Source organism: Stenotrophomonas sp. STEN240 (genome assembly GCF_056756175.1).
Map to the genome: position 1 here is coordinate 1 of NZ_JBRRBO010000023.1, position 17739 is coordinate 17739.

Annotated in this window: 18 protein-coding genes; 11 read left to right on the forward strand and 7 right to left on the reverse strand. The window is 64.3% G+C overall.

Annotated features, from left to right (window positions below; translation table 11 throughout):
* Positions 1-220 precede the first annotated feature (220 nt).
* The 3 genes from obgE to rplU form a co-directional block, all read right to left on the reverse strand.
* Positions 221-1279, reverse strand: coding sequence for a GTPase ObgE (gene obgE / locus ACVOKO_RS11490; protein ID WP_346499044.1), 1059 nt, complete (start codon positions 1277-1279; stop codon positions 221-223).
* A gap of 168 nt (positions 1280-1447) precedes the next feature.
* A complete protein-coding gene (gene rpmA, locus ACVOKO_RS11495) occupies positions 1448-1708 on the reverse strand; it encodes a 50S ribosomal protein L27 (protein WP_346499045.1) in 261 nt (86 codons plus the stop codon).
* Positions 1709-1727: 19 nt separating this feature from the next.
* Positions 1728-2036: a 50S ribosomal protein L21 gene (gene rplU / locus ACVOKO_RS11500; protein WP_346499099.1), complete on the reverse strand. Its 309-nt coding sequence runs from the start codon at positions 2034-2036 to the stop codon at positions 1728-1730.
* A 298-nt stretch (positions 2037-2334) separates the two neighbouring features.
* Between rplU and uvrA the strand changes: the two genes are divergently transcribed.
* Complete coding sequence (gene uvrA / locus ACVOKO_RS11505; protein WP_346499046.1) at positions 2335-5298, forward strand: excinuclease ABC subunit UvrA; 2964 nt, start codon at positions 2335-2337, stop codon at positions 5296-5298.
* Positions 5295-5702: an acyl-CoA thioesterase gene (locus ACVOKO_RS11510; RefSeq protein ID WP_346499047.1), complete on the forward strand. Its 408-nt coding sequence runs from the start codon at positions 5295-5297 to the stop codon at positions 5700-5702. The genes uvrA and ACVOKO_RS11510 overlap by 4 nt, the downstream gene beginning before the upstream one ends.
* A 206-nt stretch (positions 5703-5908) precedes the next feature.
* Here ACVOKO_RS11510 and ACVOKO_RS11515 read toward each other — a convergent pair whose 3' ends face one another.
* Positions 5909-6442: a carboxymuconolactone decarboxylase family protein gene (locus ACVOKO_RS11515; protein ID WP_346499048.1), complete on the reverse strand. Its 534-nt coding sequence runs from the start codon at positions 6440-6442 to the stop codon at positions 5909-5911.
* A 117-nt stretch (positions 6443-6559) separates the two neighbouring features.
* On the opposite strand from ACVOKO_RS11515, the gene ACVOKO_RS11520 reads away from it, so the two are divergent.
* Positions 6560-7450 carry an AraC family transcriptional regulator gene (locus ACVOKO_RS11520; protein WP_346499049.1) on the forward strand — a complete coding sequence of 297 codons (891 nt, stop codon included), beginning with the start codon at positions 6560-6562 and terminating at the stop codon, positions 7448-7450.
* On the opposite strand, the gene ACVOKO_RS11525 is transcribed toward ACVOKO_RS11520, so the two are convergent.
* Positions 7447-7890 (reverse strand): copper chaperone PCu(A)C, encoded by a 444-nt coding sequence (locus ACVOKO_RS11525; protein WP_346499050.1) that lies wholly within the window; start codon positions 7888-7890, stop codon positions 7447-7449. The two genes, ACVOKO_RS11520 and ACVOKO_RS11525, sit on opposite strands and share 4 nt — an antisense overlap.
* A gap of 36 nt (positions 7891-7926) precedes the next feature.
* Between ACVOKO_RS11525 and ACVOKO_RS11530 the strand changes: the two genes are divergently transcribed.
* From ACVOKO_RS11530 to ACVOKO_RS11545, 4 genes are all read left to right on the forward strand, one after another.
* On the forward strand, positions 7927-8709 hold the full coding sequence (locus ACVOKO_RS11530; RefSeq protein WP_346499051.1) for an enoyl-CoA hydratase/isomerase family protein: 783 nt from the start codon (positions 7927-7929) through the stop codon (positions 8707-8709).
* A gap of 200 nt (positions 8710-8909) precedes the next feature.
* Entirely contained in the window at positions 8910-9806 is an 897-nt protein-coding gene (tesB, locus tag ACVOKO_RS11535) for an acyl-CoA thioesterase II (protein WP_346499052.1), read from the forward strand.
* A 3-nt stretch (positions 9807-9809) separates the two neighbouring features.
* Positions 9810-10364: a pathogenicity-like protein gene (locus ACVOKO_RS11540; protein ID WP_346499053.1), complete on the forward strand. Its 555-nt coding sequence runs from the start codon at positions 9810-9812 to the stop codon at positions 10362-10364.
* A 61-nt stretch (positions 10365-10425) separates the two neighbouring features.
* Positions 10426-11640, forward strand: a complete 1215-nt coding sequence (locus ACVOKO_RS11545; RefSeq protein ID WP_346499054.1) for an RNA polymerase sigma factor — start codon at positions 10426-10428, stop codon at positions 11638-11640.
* A 63-nt stretch (positions 11641-11703) separates the two neighbouring features.
* Here the strand turns inward: ACVOKO_RS11545 and ACVOKO_RS11550 are convergent, their stop codons facing one another.
* The gene (locus ACVOKO_RS11550) at positions 11704-12288 is read right to left on the reverse strand and encodes an EF-hand domain-containing protein (protein WP_346499055.1); all 585 of its coding nucleotides are present in this window, start codon (positions 12286-12288) and stop codon (positions 11704-11706) included.
* A gap of 150 nt (positions 12289-12438) precedes the next feature.
* On the opposite strand from ACVOKO_RS11550, the gene ACVOKO_RS11555 reads away from it, so the two are divergent.
* From ACVOKO_RS11555 to ACVOKO_RS11565, 3 genes are all read left to right on the forward strand, one after another.
* The gene (locus ACVOKO_RS11555; RefSeq protein WP_346499056.1) at positions 12439-13203 is read left to right on the forward strand and encodes an arginyltransferase; all 765 of its coding nucleotides are present in this window, start codon (positions 12439-12441) and stop codon (positions 13201-13203) included.
* A 118-nt stretch (positions 13204-13321) separates the two neighbouring features.
* Positions 13322-13696, forward strand: coding sequence for a hypothetical protein (locus ACVOKO_RS11560; protein ID WP_346499057.1), 375 nt, complete (start codon positions 13322-13324; stop codon positions 13694-13696).
* A gap of 116 nt (positions 13697-13812) precedes the next feature.
* Positions 13813-14979 carry an endonuclease/exonuclease/phosphatase family protein gene (locus ACVOKO_RS11565; protein ID WP_346499100.1) on the forward strand — a complete coding sequence of 389 codons (1167 nt, stop codon included), beginning with the start codon at positions 13813-13815 and terminating at the stop codon, positions 14977-14979.
* 385 nt (positions 14980-15364) lie between these two features.
* On the opposite strand, the gene purT is transcribed toward ACVOKO_RS11565, so the two are convergent.
* The gene (gene purT / locus ACVOKO_RS11570) at positions 15365-16549 is read right to left on the reverse strand and encodes a formate-dependent phosphoribosylglycinamide formyltransferase (RefSeq protein WP_346499058.1); all 1185 of its coding nucleotides are present in this window, start codon (positions 16547-16549) and stop codon (positions 15365-15367) included.
* A gap of 289 nt (positions 16550-16838) precedes the next feature.
* Between purT and ACVOKO_RS11575 the strand changes: the two genes are divergently transcribed.
* A complete protein-coding gene (locus tag ACVOKO_RS11575; protein ID WP_346499059.1) occupies positions 16839-17720 on the forward strand; it encodes an SPFH domain-containing protein in 882 nt (293 codons plus the stop codon).
* Positions 17721-17739: the final 19 nt, after the last annotated feature.

Here is a 17739-nt window from a genome sequence, read left to right on the forward strand (position 1 = left end):
GGCGGATGAGGGGGCTTTGGCTTTTCAAGCAAAAGCGTGGCCGCCCCCCAACCCCCCTACCCCCAGCGGGGGAGGGGGTTCAAGCCAAAGCCAAGGCTAAAAGCCAAAGCCGGGGCTACGCCCAGAACAAAAGCCAAAGCCAAAGCCAAACCCTCGAAAGCAGAAAACCCGGCCTTGGCCGGGTTTTCTTCATGCAACGACTGCTCAGCCGTGAAACACCTTACTCGCCGCGCGTCACACGCTCTTCTTCTTCCAGAATCTTCTGCTGATCGAAGGAGGCCATGATGTCCTTCATGATCGGCCAGGTGCCTTCGCGGCCCAAGGCCGACACCAGGTACCACGGGCCGGTCCAGCCCAGCTCCTTGATGATCTGCTCCGCCGCCACCTTGGCTTCGTCCTCGAACATCAGGTCAGCCTTGTTCAGCACCAGCCAGCGCGGCTTGTTCAGCAGCTCCGGGTCGTGCTTGCCCAGTTCGCGCTCGATCGCACGCACCTGCTCAACCGGCGAAATACCCTCGACACCACCTTCCATCGGCGAGATGTCGACGAGGTGCAACAACAGGCGCGTGCGCTGCAGATGGCGCAGGAACTGCGCACCCAGGCCAGCACCATCAGCCGCCCCTTCGATCAGGCCCGGAATGTCGGCGATCACGAAACTGCGGTAATTCTCGACCTTCACCACGCCCAGGTTCGGGTACAAGGTGGTGAACGGGTAATCAGCCACCTTCGGCGTCGCCGCCGACACGGCTCGGATCAAGGTGCTCTTGCCAGCATTGGGGAAGCCCAGCAGGCCAACGTCAGCCAGCAGCTTCAGCTCCAGCTTGAGCAGACGCTCTTCACCCTCTTCACCCGGCAGCGCCTGACGCGGCGCGCGGTTGGTGGAGCTCTTGAAGTGCATGTTGCCGAGGCCGCCCTTGCCGCCCCTGGCCACCAGCAGGCGATCGCCATGGGTGGTCATGTCACCGATGACTTCATCGGTGTCGACATTCATCACCACGGTGCCAACCGGCACGGTGATGATCAGATCTTCGCCGCCCTTGCCGTAGGCCTGACGGCCCATGCCGTTCTCGCCGCGCTGCGCCTTGAAAATGCGGTCATGGCGGAAGTCGACCAGGGTGTTCAGGTTTGCGTCGGCGCGGATCCAGACGCTGCCGCCATTGCCGCCATCGCCACCATCCGGACCACCGAGCGGAATGAACTTCTCGCGGCGAAAGCCGATACAGCCATTGCCGCCGTTGCCAGCGATGACTTCGATCTCCGCTTCGTCTACAAGTTTCATGAATTTAACGCCGGGATTAGGAAATGGGGATTGGGGAATAGCAAAAGCAGGTACTGCCCATTATCGGCCCTGCACCCCGGAATGTCGGGGTTCCAACGAAAAACCCCGCCGAAGCGGGGCTCTCGTCAGCTGCCCACACCGGAGTATGGGCGGCTTGCGCGTACGGAATTAAGCTTCCGTGACAACGCTGACGGTACGGCGCTTGTTGGCACCCTTCACCGTGAACTCAACCTTGCCATTGACCAGCGCGAACAGCGTGTGGTCACGGCCCAGGCCGACGCCTGCACCCGGGTGGAACTGGGTGCCGCGCTGACGCACGATGATGTTGCCTGCTTCGATGGCCTGGCCACCGAAGATCTTGACGCCGAGGTATTTCGGGTTGGAATCGCGACCGTTGCGCGAGGAACCTACGCCCTTTTTATGTGCCATGACGGATGCTCCTTAGCAATTAGCCGGCGATGCCGGTGATTTCGATTTCGGTGTAGTACTGACGGTGACCCTGACGCTTCATGTGGTGCTTACGGCGACGGAACTTGATGATCCGGACCTTGTCGGCGCGGCCATGAGCCACAACCTTGGCGGTCACCGAAGCGCCCTTCAGCGCGTCACCCAGCTTGATGCCATCGGCATCGCCGAGCATCAGGACGGTGTCAAACTTGATCTCTTGGCCGGCTTCGACTTCGAGTTTTTCAACGCGCAGGGTTTCACCCTGAACGACGCGGTACTGCTTACCGCCTGTTACCAGAACTGCATACATGACCAGACTTCCTCTGTAGTTATTGTGGTCGCCTTGCCCGCCGTCGAGGGCGGACAGAAGCGGGATTTTACCGGCCACACCCAGCTCGGGTCAACCCACCCCCTGCCCTGATACGCCGGGGCTGAACGCCAGTTCAGGCCCGCGCCCGGGATCCACCACATTGGCGGGAAACAGCACTGGCAAAACTGGCAATTGCCCCCAAATGACAAGGCCGCTAGGCTGATTGACTGCCGTCAGCGACGCCCCCACACCCCCTGCTACCGGCCCCCAGCCGGCAGTGGTCCAAATCGGATTTCCCATGGCGATGGATTTCATCCGCATCCGCGGTGCGCGGACGCACAACCTCAAGAACATCGACCTCGACCTGCCTCGCGACAAATTGATCGTGATCACCGGCCTGTCCGGCTCGGGCAAGTCCTCGTTGGCGTTCGACACCATCTATGCCGAAGGCCAGCGCCGCTATGTCGAGTCGCTGTCGGCGTATGCGCGGCAATTCCTGAGCGTGATGGAAAAGCCCGATCTGGATCACATCGAAGGCCTGTCGCCGGCGATCTCCATCGAGCAGAAGTCGACCTCGCACAACCCGCGCTCGACCGTGGGCACCATCACCGAGATCTACGACTACCTGCGCCTGCTCTACGCCCGCGTCGGCAGCCCGCGCTGCCCGGACCACGGTTATCCGCTGGAAGCGCAGACCGTCAGCCAGATGGTCGACCAGGTGCTGACGCTGGATCCGGAGCAGCGCTACATGCTGCTGGCACCGGTCATCCGCGAGCGCAAGGGCGAGCATGCACAGGTCTTCGACCAGTTGCGCGCGCAGGGTTTTGTGCGTGTGCGCGTTGACGGCGAACTGTACGAAATCGATGAAGTGCCGGCGCTGACCCTGCGCCAGAAACACACCATCGAGGCGGTGATCGACCGCTTCCGCCCGCGCGAGGACATCAAGCAGCGCCTGGCCGAAAGCTTTGAAACTGCCCTCAAGCTGGGCGACGGCATGGCCACGGTGATGCCGCTGGAAGCCGCTGACACCACCCCGCAGCTGTTCTCTTCCAAGTACAGCTGCCCGGTCTGCGATTACGCGCTGCCGGAACTGGAACCGCGCCTGTTTTCGTTCAACTCGCCGGTCGGCGCCTGCCCGGGCTGCGATGGCCTGGGCGTTGCCGAGTTCTTTGATCCGAACCGCGTGGTCGTGCACCCGGAACTGTCGCTGGCTGCCGGTGCGGTGCGCGGCTGGGACCGTCGCAATGCCTATTATTTCCAGCTGATCGCCTCGCTCGCCAAGCACTACAAGTTCGACGTGGATGCCACTTGGCAATCGCTGCCGGACAACGTCAAGCAGGCCGTGCTGTACGGCAGCGGCGAAGACCAGATCACCTTCACCTATTTCACCGAAGCCGGTGGCCGCAACCAGCGCAAGCACCGCTTCGAAGGCATCATCCCCAACCTCGAACGCCGCTACCGCGAGACCGAATCGCCGGCCGTGCGCGAGGAGCTGGCCAAGTACATCAGCTCGCGGCCGTGCCCGGAGTGCAAGGGCGCGCGCTTGAACAAGGCGGCGCGCAATGTATTTGTCGCCGACCGTCCGCTGCCGGAAATCGCGGTGCTGCCGATCGATGAAGCCAAGCGCTTCTTCAGCGAGCTGAGCCTGCCCGGCTGGCGCGGGGAGATCGCCACCAAGATCGTCAAGGAAATCGGCGAGCGGTTGGGCTTTCTGGTCGATGTCGGCCTGGATTACCTCACGCTGGAGCGCAAGGCCGACACTTTGTCCGGCGGTGAAGCGCAGCGTATTCGTCTGGCCTCGCAGATCGGTGCCGGCCTGGTTGGCGTGATGTATGTGCTCGACGAGCCGTCCATCGGCCTGCACCAGCGCGACAACGAACGCCTGCTCGGCACCCTCACCCGCCTGCGTGACCTCGGCAATACGGTGATCGTGGTCGAGCATGACGAGGACGCGATCCGGCTGGCCGATTACGTGGTCGATATCGGCCCCGGTGCGGGCGTGCATGGTGGTGAAATCGTTGGCCAGGGCCAGCTGCAGGACCTGCTGGACGCGCCGCGCTCACTGACCGGCCAGTATCTGTCGGGCAAGCGCCGCATCGAGATCCCGGCACGCCGGCACAAGCCCAATCCGAAGATGACGCTGCGCCTGCGCGGCGCCAGCGGCAACAACCTGAAGAACGTGGATCTGGACGTTCCGTCCGGCCTGTTGACCTGCGTGACCGGCGTGTCCGGCTCGGGCAAGTCGACGCTGATCAACGACACCTTGTTCTCGTTGGCGGCGAACGAAATCAACGGCTCTTCGCATCCGATCGCCAAGTACAAGAGCGTCGAAGGCCTGGACCTGTTCGACAAGGTCGTCGACATCGATCAGTCGCCGATTGGCCGCACCCCGCGCTCCAACCCGGCAACGTATACCGGCTTGTTCACGCCGTTGCGCGAGCTGTACGCGCAGGTGCCGGAAGCGCGTGCGCGCGGCTATTCGCCCGGCCGTTTCAGCTTCAACGTGCGCGGCGGCCGCTGCGAAGCCTGCCAGGGCGATGGCTTGATCAAGGTGGAAATGCACTTCCTGCCGGACGTGTACGTGCCTTGCGATGTCTGCCACGGCAAGCGCTACAACCGCGAGACGCTGGAGATCCTCTACAAGGGCTACAACATCAACGACGTGCTGCAGATGACGGTCGAAGATGCATTGCGCCTGTTCGAGCCGGTGCCGTCGATCGCGCGCAAGCTGGAAACGCTGATGGACGTGGGCTTGAGTTACATCAAGTTGGGCCAGAGCGCGACCACGCTGTCCGGTGGTGAAGCACAACGCGTCAAGCTGTCCAAGGAACTGTCGCGCCGTGATACCGGCCGCACCCTGTACATCCTCGACGAGCCGACCACGGGCCTGCATTTCCACGACATCGAAGCGCTGCTCGGCGTGCTGCACAAGCTGCGCGACGAGGGCAATACGGTGGTGGTGATCGAGCACAACCTGGACGTGATCAAGACTGCTGACTGGATCGTTGATCTGGGCCCGGAAGGTGGCCATCGCGGCGGTACCGTGCTGGTCACCGGCACACCCGAAGACGTGGCTGCGCACCCGGACTCCTACACCGGCCAGTTCCTGGCCAAGATGCTGCCTTCAACCAGCGCGCGCCCCGAACAGCCGGCCGCGGTCGCCAACAAGCCCGATGCGCGCCCGCCGCGCAAGGAAAAGCCGGTCAAGAAGACGGCCGCCAAGAAGGCTGCCGCCCCCGCAAAGAAGAAGGCTTCGAAATGAGCAGTGAGCACAAGCAACTGGCCCGCGTACCGATCAGCGTGCGCTGGCGCGACATGGACTCGATGGGCCACGTCAACAATGCCAAGTACGTGTCCTACCTGGAGGAAGCGCGCGTGCGCTGGATGCTGGGCGTGGAAGGCGTGTCGATGAGCGACCGCATCGCCCCGGTGGTAGCCAATACCAACATCAACTACCGGCTGCCGATCGTGTGGCCGAACGACATTGTGGTGGAGTTGTTCGTCGAACGCCTGGGCAACAGCAGTGTGACCATTGGTCACCGCATCGTTGACCAGAACGACGACAGCAAGCTGTACTCGGACGGCAATGTGGTGGTGGTTTGGATGGATACGCAGACCGGCAAGAGCGCGCCGTTGCCGGAGGCTGTGCGCGGGGCTTCGAGCTGAGCCGAAGCGAAGCCTGCAGATCGGAAAGATGCCTGACACATCCCTTCTCCCGCATGCGGGAGAAGGTGGCCCGAAGGGTCGGATGAGGGGAGCTTTTAGAGCTTTTTGAGCTATGAAGCGCCCTCACCCCAACCCCTCTCCCGGTGGGAGAGGGGCTTTAGCTGCGATTGCGAGCATGACGGTGAACTGCCGGCATACGCATCGCCTTACTTCAACGCCACCTTCGGGAAATCCACCGGCACATCCAACGCCACGTTGATGTAGTTGGTGAATAGGTTCAACGCGACATGCGCCAGAATCTCGACGATCTGCTCGTCACCGAAACCCACGCTGCGCAGCTCTGCCACATCGGCATCACCCAGCTGTGCACGTTGCTCAACAACCTTCAACGCAAACCGCAAAGCTGCGGCAGTGCGCGCGTCATCGGATTGCCCCGCCTGTGCGGCGGCCATTTCAGTGGCGGTAGCGCCGGCTTGCTGGCCCAGCACGGTGTGCGCGGCCAGGCAGTACTCGCAGCGGTTGCGGTTGGCGATGGCGACAGCAAGCTGCTCGCCGAGCTTGCTGCCAAGACTTCCGTTGCCCAGGGCGCCAAATGCACCCCACATGCTCTGCAACGCAGCCGGTGAATTGGCGACGGCCTTGAACATGTTCGGCGTCGCGCCGAAGGCTTTGTGGATCTGCGCCAACAGCGGCTGGCTGGCGGCCGGGGCGGTCTGGGTTTGCAGGTTGATGCGTGACATGGTGATCTCCTGATCAGATGGGGTGAACTACCGGGCCGTCAGCCCGTGAGCAAAGTATTGCCTTGCGATCCGAACGATTTGATACGATCAGTCCAACAAACAAACCAATTGATACAGATGAGCACACTTCCGCCCGTGGATCGCCTGGCCGGCGTGCTGGAGAACTTCCGCTTCCAGGCGCAGCTTTTTCACTCCGGCCCGCTGTGCGGGCTGACCAGCTTCGATGCCGATGAAGGCCATGCCTATCTGCACGTGCTGCGCCGCGGGCAGCTTGAGGTCAGCCATCCCGGCAGCCGCGACATCCCGGCCTCAATGCACTTCAACGAACCGACCCTGCTGTTCTATCCGCGCCCGCTCAGCCATCGCTTCCACAACCCGCCACGCGAAGGTGCCGACTTCACCTGCGCGCGGCTGGACTTCGATGGCGGCATCGCCCATCCGCTGGTGCGCGGTTTGCCGTCGCTGATTGCGCTGCCACTGGCCCGTATTCCCGGGCTGGCGATGACGCTGGAGCTGCTGTTCAACGAAACCGACCATGTCCGCTGCGGCCAACGCCTGCTGACCGATCGCTTGTTCGAAGTGGTGGTGATCCAGCTGCTGCGCTGGCTGCTGGATCATCCGCAGGAAGCCGGCATTCCCGCCGGTTTCATCACCGGCTTGTCGGATCCGCGGCTGGCACGTGCGCTGGCCGCCATGCACGACCGCCCCGGCGAAAGCTGGACGCTGAGCAGTCTCGCCGAACAGGCCGGAATGTCGCGCACCGCCTTCGCCAATAGCTTCCGCGATGTGGTCGGGCAGACCCCGCTCGACTACCTGACCGATTGGCGTATCGCCCTGGCCCAGCGCCGGCTGCGCCAAGGCCGGCCGATCAAGGCCCTGGCCGACGAGCTGGGCTATGCCAATGCTTCGGCGCTGTCGCGCGTGTTCGCTGCGAAAACCGGAATGGCGCCGCGTGAATGGCTGAAACAGGCTACTGCCGATCCCGCGGCGGTCAACGGCACTGACTAAGGCGCCGGCGCCTCGCGCCGTACCTGCAACGATCCATCGACCTTTGTTCCACCCTCCAGACTCAGCCGCAACGGCAGCTGCGCACCTTCGGCAAGCGGCACTTCCGGCTGCATCAGCATCAGGTGCATGCCACCGGGCTTGAGTTCGACCGATGTGCCCGCCGCGACCGGCAGGCGTTCGATCTCGCGCATCCGGCTTACCCCCTGCACCATCGTGGTTTCGTGCAAGGACACTTCGCCGAACGCCTTGCTGCCAGCCCCGATCACCACCACCTCGCCGGCACAATCGTTGCGGATCCGCGCATAACCCGCCGCCATCCGCATTGCCCCCGGCGTCAGCCGCACCCACCCCTGCTCCAGCTTCACGCAGGCCGGCGCCGCGGCCGATGCCTCGAATGCACACAGGGCCAACAGTACGCACACGAATGGTTTGGTTATCATCGGGCCACGACTCCTTGCCGTACGAGAAACCGCAGCATGACCACGCTCATCGAAGTGATCAACCATGGCCCCATCCGCGAACTGCGCCTCGCCCGGCCGCCGGTCAACGCGCTGGACACCGAGCTGTGCCGCGCCCTGATTGCCGCCGTCACCCTGGCCATGAGCGACGACGTGCACGGCATCGTGCTGTCCGGCAGCGAGCGCATCTTCACTGGCGGCATGGACGTACCGCACCTGCTGTCGCACGGCGATGACAAGCGCAAGCTGATGGACAGCTGGCAGGCTTTCTTCGGCGCCGCGCGCGCCCTGGCCGAAAGCCGCGTGCCGGTCGTGGCCGCACTCACCGGCCATTCGCCGGCCGGCGGCTGCGTACTGGCGCTGTGCTGCGATTACCGGGTGATGGCGCGCAGCACCGACCCTGCCAAGCCCTATGTGATCGGCCTGAACGAGGTACAGGTAGGCCTGGTGGCACCGGAAGGCATCCAGCGGCTGATGCGTCGCGTGGTTGGCCCGCACCGCGCCAGCGTGCTGCTGAGCGGCGGCCAGCTGGTCAGTGCCGAACGCGCACTGGAGATCGGCCTGGTCGATGAACTGGCAGACGGTGCCCCGCTGGTGGTCCAACGCGCCATCGGCTGGCTGCAGGCCCAGCTCAAGCTGCCGCCGCAGCCGATGCTGCAGACCCGCGCCATTGCCCGTGTCGACCTGCATGAGGCCATGCAGGCCGAGCACATCCAGCTGGAGCGCTTTGTCGAAGCCTGGTTCTCGGCGGATGCGCAGGGCGCTTTGCAGGCCTTGGCTGCTCGCTTGGGCAAGAGCTAGGAACGAGGGGGGCGGAGTGAGTAGCGAGTAAGAGCCAGGGCAAGAGCGAGTGTCCGAAGACTGCGGTGGCGGTGGCTGCGGCTGTTGCCCTCTCTCACTCCTCACTCCTCTTAACCCACTCCTCGCCCCACGGGCTCACTCCTCTTGACTCACTCCTGACCCCTATATAATCGCGGCCTGTCGATAAAAAGGCCGCTGCCTTGTCCAACACGCCCGAACCCGTGGTCTCAGAACTGATTGACCTGCTGTCGCTGGAGCGGCTGGAGGACAACCTGTTCCGTGGCCAGAGCCGTGATATCGGCACCAAATACGTGTTCGGTGGGCAGGTGCTGGGGCAGGCGCTGGCCGCAGCGCAGGCCACGGTCGTAAACGGCCGTCACGTGCACTCGCTGCACGCCTACTTCCTGCGCGCCGGCAATATCGACCACCCCATCGTCTACGACGTTGACCGTACCCGCGACGGTGGCAGTTTCTCGGTCCGCCGGGTTACCGCGATCCAGCACGGCAAGGTGATCTTCTTCTGCGCGGCCTCGTTCCAACAGGCCGAAAGCGGCGCCGAACATCAGCACAAGATGCCGGAAGTGCCGCAGCCCGAAGACATCGAGCCGCAACGTCCGCTGCCCGCCGATGTGCTGGAGCGGCTGCCGGTCAAGGTGCAGCGCTGGCTGTCGCGCGGCGGTCCGTTCGAGTTCCGTCACGTCTACCCGCGCGACGAGCTGAATCCACCCAAGCGCCCGCCCTACCACCAGGTGTGGCTGCGCTTGAACGAGAAGATCGGCGACGCGCCGGAACTGCATCAGGCGCTGTTGGCCTATGCCTCCGATTTCCATCTGTTGGGCACGGCAACCTTTCCGCACGGCATCAGCTACTACCAGCCGCACGTGCAGATGGCCTCGCTGGACCACGCCATCTGGTTCCATCGGCCATTCCGCGTGGATGATTGGCTGCTGTATTCACTGGACAGCCCCAGCGCGCAGGATTCGCGCGGGCTGGCGCGCGGCCAGTTCTATACCCGCGATGGCGTGCTGGTTGCCAGCACCGCGCAGGAAGGCCTGATCCGTGTGACCCCCGACGACAACGAAGCGAGCAAGGGCTGAACCATGCGCAAGATTTTCAGCAGCCAGCGCGTCGAGAACGCCGAAGGTGTGGCGCAGATCCTGCGCGATGCCGGCATCGAGGTGCGCGTCACCAATGGCCGCTCATACCGCACCAAGCGTAGTGGTCAGTTCAGCTATACCGACAAGGTCAACAACGACAACCAGCCCGCCGTGTGGGTGGTGCATGCCAACGACCAGCCGCGTGCGCGCGAAATCCTGCGCGACAAGCGCCTGCTCGATACCACCCGCCGCGACCACCCGACCGCCGAATATGCCTTCCGGGAAACACCGGCTGAAACCGGCACCAGGCGCAACTGGGCCTGGCGCATCCGCATCGCCCTACTGGTGGTGATCGCCGGCGTAGCGCTGGTGATCATGCTGCGCCATCGCAATGCGCCCGCCCCCGCGCCGGCTGCGGCGCCGGCCAGTACCGCAGCACAGAGCCAGCCCACCGCTGCGCCACCGGCCGAAGACGAGTTCCGCGTGCGCATCCAGCCGCAGCCTGACAGCCAGCCACCGGCTCCGGCTCCGGCTCCGGCTCCGGCTCCGGAAAAATAATCGGTCACATCGGGCCGCCGCGTCCGTCCTGTTTGGCAGTACCGTCGCAAAGGCCTGTCCGATGAGCACCGAAACGCTGGAGACCCTGCTGCTGAACGAACTGCCTGCCGCCCGCAAGGGCTGCATGCAGTCCTACGGGCGCATCGTTGTGGCCTGCCAGAACACGGTGACCGCCATCGCCCTGGCCATCACCCGTGACGTGCAGGCCAGCGAGGACATCGCCCAGGAAGCCTTCATCAAGGCCTGGCAGCAACTCACCCAACTCAACAACGCCTCCAGTTTCCTGCCCTGGCTGCGACAGATCACCCGCAACCTGGCCCGCGACTGGCTGCGTGCCAACCGCAACCGTCCGCTCAGCGGCGAGGCCGCGGAAATCGCCATCAGCATGGCGGCCGATCCCTCGCCCAATGGCGTGGATGCAATGGCACGGGTGGAGGAAGAACTGGTCGCCGAGGAAATCATCTCGGCCCTGCCCGAAGACAGCCGCGAAGCCCTGCTGCTGTATTACCGCGAAGGACAAAGCTCGCAGCAGGTGGCGCTGCTGCTCGGCCTGAGCGATGCGGCGGTGCGCAAGCGCTTGTCGCGTGCCCGCGCCAGCGTGCGCGAGGAAATGCTCAAGCGCTTTGGCGAATTTGCACGCAGCACCGCACCGGGCACGGCCTTCGTTGCATTGCTCAGTTCAACGCTGATGCTGGCAGCACCCGGCACCGCCAGCGCGGTGATCCTCGGCACCAGCGCTGGGGTAGCAGGCACGGGGATCGGCAAGCTGGGCATTGGCGGCCTTGGCGCCAGCACCGCCAGCAGCGGTGCGGCGGCGGGCACGCTGGGGGCCATGATCAACAACCTGTTCCCCAACTCGTTTGCTGTCTGGGTGGTGCTGGGCTCTGTTGCGCTCGGCACCGGGGCAACCTATCTCTCCAATCTCTACCTGTTGAGCTATGCCGAAACGGCGGAAGAGAAACGCAGCGTTCGGCGCTTCATGCGTTTGATCACCCTCAGCGCATTTGCGTTCTGCATCTGCACCATGGCCGGCGTGGCCCTGCGCATGGGCGTGGTCGGCGGACTGCTGACGATGGCCGTAGGCATGATCGTTCTGAACTACCAGTATCTTGTGATCCTGCCCCCGTTGATGGCACCCATGCTCGCCCGCGACGCAGCACGCCATGGCCGCACCGGACCCACCTGGGTCTACCAGAGCATGTTCGGGCGCAGCGCCATTGCCGTCACCTCGCTGATCGTGGTGGCACTGGTGCTTTTCGTCCTGCTGCGGCACTGAACCCGGCAAACAAAAACCCCCGCTGTTGCCAGCGGGGGTTGTCGATCGGCGCCTCTCCGGAACTTACTTCGCAGCCGGAGCCTGCGGCGGCACCGGGCCACGCGGGCCACGGTGATCACGATGACCGTCGTTGCGCGCGGCCTCCAGTTCGGCCGGGCTCAACTTGCCATCCTTGTTGGTATCGGCCTTGGCAAACCATTCGGCGCGACGCTGTTCGGCGCGGGCCTGGCGATCTGCCTGGTCGATATAGCCGTCCTTGTTGACGTCCAGACGGGTGAAGTTGGCCTGGTACTCGGCGGCACTGATGCGGCCGTCATGGTCGGTGTCCATGCCGCGCATGAAGCCGCCATCACGCTGCCCGTGCATGCCGCCATGGCGACCGCCGCCGTGACGTCCGGCATGGCGCGGCTGCGGCATTTCTTCGCGCTGCAGCTTGCCGTCCTTGTTCTTGTCCAGTTCGTCAAAGCGCTGTGCCATGCGCGAATGCGCTGCTGCTTCCTGGCGGTCGACCACGCCGTCGTTGTTGGCGTCCAGACGCGCCGGAGCCGGCTTCGGATCGGCCGGTGCGGCAGCCAAAGCCAGGCCGGTCGCCGAGGTGGCCAGCAGCATCGCCAGCAGGAGGAGAGGTTTGCGGTGGGTCTGGGTCATGGTGTGGCTCCGTGGTGAAACTGCGGACGCGGCATTGCGTCCTCGCTACGGTCAACGCCCCAACCGCCGCACCGGTTGACCTGTACTGCGGGGATATTCATCGCGCAGACAGGCGCAGGTTTTGCGACGCGGCGCCGCTATGCTGTGCGCATGGCAGCCCACGGTGACAACAACAACGAAGAACTGCGCCTGTTCCAGACCGGCGAGCACGCCTGTGGCTATTGGCCGGAACGACAGGCGCGCGACCTGGTGCTCGATCCGCAGGATCGCCGCCTGGGCGCGCTGTATCCAATGGCCTTGACCTGGGGCTTCCGCCGCTCCGGCGACCTGGTCTACCGCCCGCACTGCGAAGGCTGTCGCGCCTGTGTCCCGGTGCGCATACCGGTGGCGCGTTTCAACCCGGACCGCAGCCAGCGCCGCTGTCTGGCGCATAACGCCGACCTGGACTACCGCATCCTGCCCGCCGAACGTACCGAAGAGCAGTTCGCGCTGTACCAGCGCTACCTGCAGCACCGCCACCTCCATGGCGGCATGGACGGCCACGGGCCGCACGAGTTCGATCAGTTCCTGATCGGCAGCTGGTCGCACGGCCGCTTCATGGAGATCCGCACCCCGGGCGCTGCCGGCAAGCGCGGGCAATTGCTGGCCGTTGCGGTCACCGACGTCACCGAGCAGGGCCTGTCAGCGGTCTATACCTTCTTCGACCCGGACCAGGCCAAGCGCGGCCTGGGCACCTACGCCATCCTGCAGCAGATCGCCTGGGCGCAGCGCAATGGCCTGCCGCATCTCTATCTGGGCTACTGGATCAACGGCCATCGCAAGATGGACTACAAACGGCGTTTCCATCCGCTGGAGTATTTCGACGGCAAGCGCTGGATGCCGGGCGGCAAAGACAACGCCGAGGGCTTTCCTTGAGTGGGAACGCGCTCAATTGTGACCCCTTGATACACATTTAACCGGTAGTTATGCAGAATGGGAATGTCATCGCGCATCGTGGTGGCGCAAGGAAGTACCCATTCAACAGGAGCAATGCGTGAAGACCCAACTACTGATTCTGGCTGCAATTGGCACCCTGGCCCTGGCCGGCTGCAAGAAGGCCGAAACCCCGGCCACCGACGCCCCGGCCGCTGCACCGGCTACCGCCGCTGCCGAAGTCACCCCGGCTCCGGCCACCGACACCGTCAAGGCCGGCACCGGCGTCCCCGAATGCGACCAGTACCTGGAAAAGGTCTACGCCTGCATCAGCGACAAGGTCCCCGAGGCCCAGCGCGACATGATGAAGCAGGGCATCGAGCAGTCGCGTAGCGCCTGGGCCGGCGTGACCGACAAGACCGAGCTGGCCAACCAGTGCAAGACCGCACTGGAACAGGCCAAGACCAGCTTCGCCCCGATGGGCTGTACGTTCTAAGCAACGTCACAGCGCTGTCCACGAACGCCCCGCTTGCGGGGCGTTCGTGTTTTCGCCTCATCGTCATGGCAACGTGAGAAAATCCATGGATGCGCATCTCAACCCTACTCGCCCCGATGACCCTGCTGTTGGCAGCCTGTTCCACCTCACCCAGCGGCAGTGCCGCCGCGCCGGAGCAGCTGCGGCTGGCGACGTACAACACCTCGCTGTACTCCGATGACGAAGGCGGCCTGATCCGTGAGCTGCAGGGCGACAGCGCGCATGCGCGCAAGATCGCTGCTGTGCTGCAACAAGCACGCCCGGATCTGGTCCTGCTCAACGAATTCGATTTCGACGACGCACACCGTGCCGCCGACCTGTTCCAGCAACGCTATCTTGAAGTCGCCCAGCCCGGCGGCGGCGAACCCCTGAAATACCCCTACCGCTATCTGGCCCCGGTCAATACCGGCGTTCCCAGCGGCCTGGACCTGGACAACAACGGCAGCGTCGGCGGCAAGGGCCGCGAGCGCGGCAACGATGCCTGGGGCTACGGCCTGCACCCCGGCCAGTACGGCATGCTGGTGCTCTCCCGGTATCCCATCGATGAAGCTGCGGTGCGCACCTTCCAGTTGTTGAAGTGGAGCACCCTGCCGGGCGCGCTGCGCCCGATCGATCCGGGCACCGGCAAGTCGTTCTGGCCGGACGCGGTTTGGTCGCAGCTGCGGCTGTCTTCGAAATCGCATTGGGACGTACCGGTGCGCACACCGCTGGGCACCGTGCATGTACTGGCTTCGCACCCCACTCCGCCGGTTTTCGACGGCAAGGAAAAGCGCAACGCCGCCCGCAACCACGACGAACTGCGACTGTGGAAGGAATACCTGGACGGCGGCGACAAGCCTTGGCTATGCGATGACAAGGGCAGCTGCGGCGGCCTGGCCGCCGATGCGCGCTTCGTGATCGTCGGTGATCTGAACAACGACCCGGCCGATGGCGATGGCCGCCATGACGCCATCCTCGAACTGCTGGAACACCCGCGCGTGCTGCGCTACCCGACCCCGAGCAGCATTGGCGCCGAGCAGACCAGCCTGGCCTATGCTGAAAAGGGCATCGTCCGCCGCGGCGCACCGCAGCACGCCACCGGCGACTTCGGCCCGCGCTCGGGCACGATGCGCCTGGACTATGTACTGCCCTCCACTGGCCTGAGCTACATCGGCAGCGGCGTGTTCTGGCCGGCCAACGAGAGCCCGGAGGCGAAGATAGCCGATGGCAGCGACCACCATCTTGTCTGGGTGGATGTGAAATAAAAAAAACGCCGGCTAAGCCGGCGTTTTTTTTGCTTCTGGATTTTGTGGTAACGGCGTAAGCCGCGAAGCAGCTGCATCATCAGATCGCAAAGACCATGGCATTTGAGCAATGCCAGCTTCGCGGCTGACGCCGCTCCTACAAGCTGGCGATACCCTGCATTTGTGGGAGCGGCATAAGCCGCGAAGCTCATACATCATCAGGTCACGACGCTTCCCGCTGCTCCAGTAATGCCAGCTTCGCGGCTGACGCCGCTCCTACAAGCTGGCGGCACCCTGCACTGTAGGAGCGGCGTCAGCCGCGAAGCTGGAGCACCAGCAAGAGCGGTGAAGCTTACCCCTCCCCAACCCTCCCTTTGCCTTCGGCAAAGGGAGGGAGCAGAGCCGCTCAGCGCAGTTCGATGCCAATGGCAGCTGCGGCATCACGGGCGATCGCGCGGGCCTGGTCCACGTCGGCTGCACGAGCAAGCGTCACACCGACGCGGCGTTGGCCCTGCACCATCGGCTTGCCGAACAGGCGCAATGCGGAATCCGGATGTATCAATGCCTCGGCAACGTTGCTGAAGAACGGCACGCCATTGCCCTGCGCCAACATCGCGCACGAAGCCGATGCACCGTTGTGGCGGATCGTCGGAATCGGCAGGCCGAGGATGGCACGCGCGTGCAATGCGAATTCGCTCAGTTCCTGCGACACCAGCGTGACCAGACCGGTGTCGTGCGGACGAGGGGAGACTTCGCTGAACCACACTGCGTCGCCTTTCACGAACAGCTCGACGCCGAACAGGCCCCAGCCACCGAGGTCATCGGTGATCGCCCGCGCAATCTGCTGCGCGCCCTCCAACGCCTTGGCCGACATCGCCTGCGGCTGCCAGCTTTCGCGGTAGTCGCCATCCTTCTGCAGATGGCCGACCGGATCGCAGAACGCGGTACCGCCGGCATGGCGCACGGTCAGCAGGGTGATCTCGTAATCAAAATCGATGAAGCCCTCAACGATGCAGCGGCCGGCACCGGCACGGCCACCGGTCTGTGCGTATTCCCAGGCCGGGCCGATGTCGGCCTCATCGCGCAGTGTGCTCTGGCCCTTGCCCGAGGACGACATCACCGGCTTGACCACGCACGGCAGGCCAATCGCGGCAACGGCGTCGCGGTACTCGGCTTCGGTATCGACGAAGCGATACGGCGAGGTCGGCAGGCCCAGGGTTTCCGCTGCCAGGCGACGGATGCCTTCGCGGTCCATGGTCAGGCGCGCTGCGCGCGCGGTAGGGATGACCCGCAGGCCCTGCTCGGCCTCCAGCTGCACCAGGGTTTCGGTATGGATGGCCTCGATCTCGGGCACCACCAGATGCGGCTGCTCCTGCGCGAGCAGCGCCTTCAGCGCGGCCGGATCCAGCATGTCCAGCACGTGGCTGCGGTGGGCCACCTGCATGGCCGGGGCATTGGCGTAACGGTCGGCGGCAATCACTTCCACCCCGAAACGCTGCAGCTCGATGGCCACCTCCTTGCCCAGTTCGCCCGAACCAAGCAGCAGGACGCGGGTGGCGGACGGGGACAACGGGGTACCGAGGGTGATCATCAGGCAGGTCCGGAAGGGCGATAAAGAGGGTGCCTATTCTAGGCAAGCTGGCCCGGTAAGGGTTGGCCGGCGGCCCCGTCACCACGCGGGGCCGTAGCTCGGGTACGCGTAGCGCACCCGGGATTCACCGCGATGACATCTGGCGCTGCCGCCGGGAAGGATTCCCACACCCCCGGGTGCGCTGCGCTTACCCGGGCTACCGGACCTGGCCGGAAGCCGATTGTCAGAACCGCTTGCATGTTGATATCAATTTGATATCTTCCATATCAACTACCACGGAAGATGTGCCATGAAAGAGAAGTCCATCGGTTCCATGACCGGCATCCCCACCCTGCTTGGCACTCTCCTGATGATGCTTGCCGGCGCCATCGCAATCATCGCAGCGATCGTCGTCACCAAGAATGGCACCGGTGGTGGCGGGCCGATGGTGATCGGCGGCATCGTGCTGGTGATCGTCGGCATCTTCCTCAGCTGCGGCCTGTACATGGTTCAGCCCAACCAGGTGGCCGTGATCAGCCTGTTCGGCAAATACGTCGGCACGGTCAAGGAAAACGGCCTGCGCTGGAACAACCCGTTCTTCAGCAAGCGCACCGTCAGCCAGCGCGTGCGCAACTTCGAAAGCGGCAAGCTCAAGGTCAATGAGCTGGACGGTTCGCCGATCGAAATCGCCGCGGTCATCGTCTGGCAGGTGGTCGATGCTTCCGAAGCGGTCTACAACGTCGACGACTACGAGAGCTTCGTGCACATCCAATCCGAATCGGCGTTGCGGGCGATGGCCACCAGCTATCCCTATGACCAGCACACCGAAGGCCAGCTGGCCCTGCGCAGCCACGCCGCCGAGATCTCCCAGCACCTGAAGGACGAACTGGCCGAGCGCCTGGCCGATGCCGGCGTGCAGGTACTTGATGCCCGCATCAGCCACCTCGCCTACGCACCGGAAATCGCCCAGGCCATGCTGCAGCGTCAGCAGGCCAGCGCGGTGATCGCCGCACGTACGCAGATCGTCGCCGGCGCCGTCGGCATGGTTGAGATGGCACTGCTGGAACTGCAGAAGAACGCCGTCGTCACTCTGGACGAAGAGCGCAAGGCGCACATGGTCAGCAACCTGTTGACGGTGCTGTGCTCGGACCGTGGCACCCAGCCGATCGTCAATGCCGGTTCGCTGTACTGAACAACGTAGTGAGGTAATC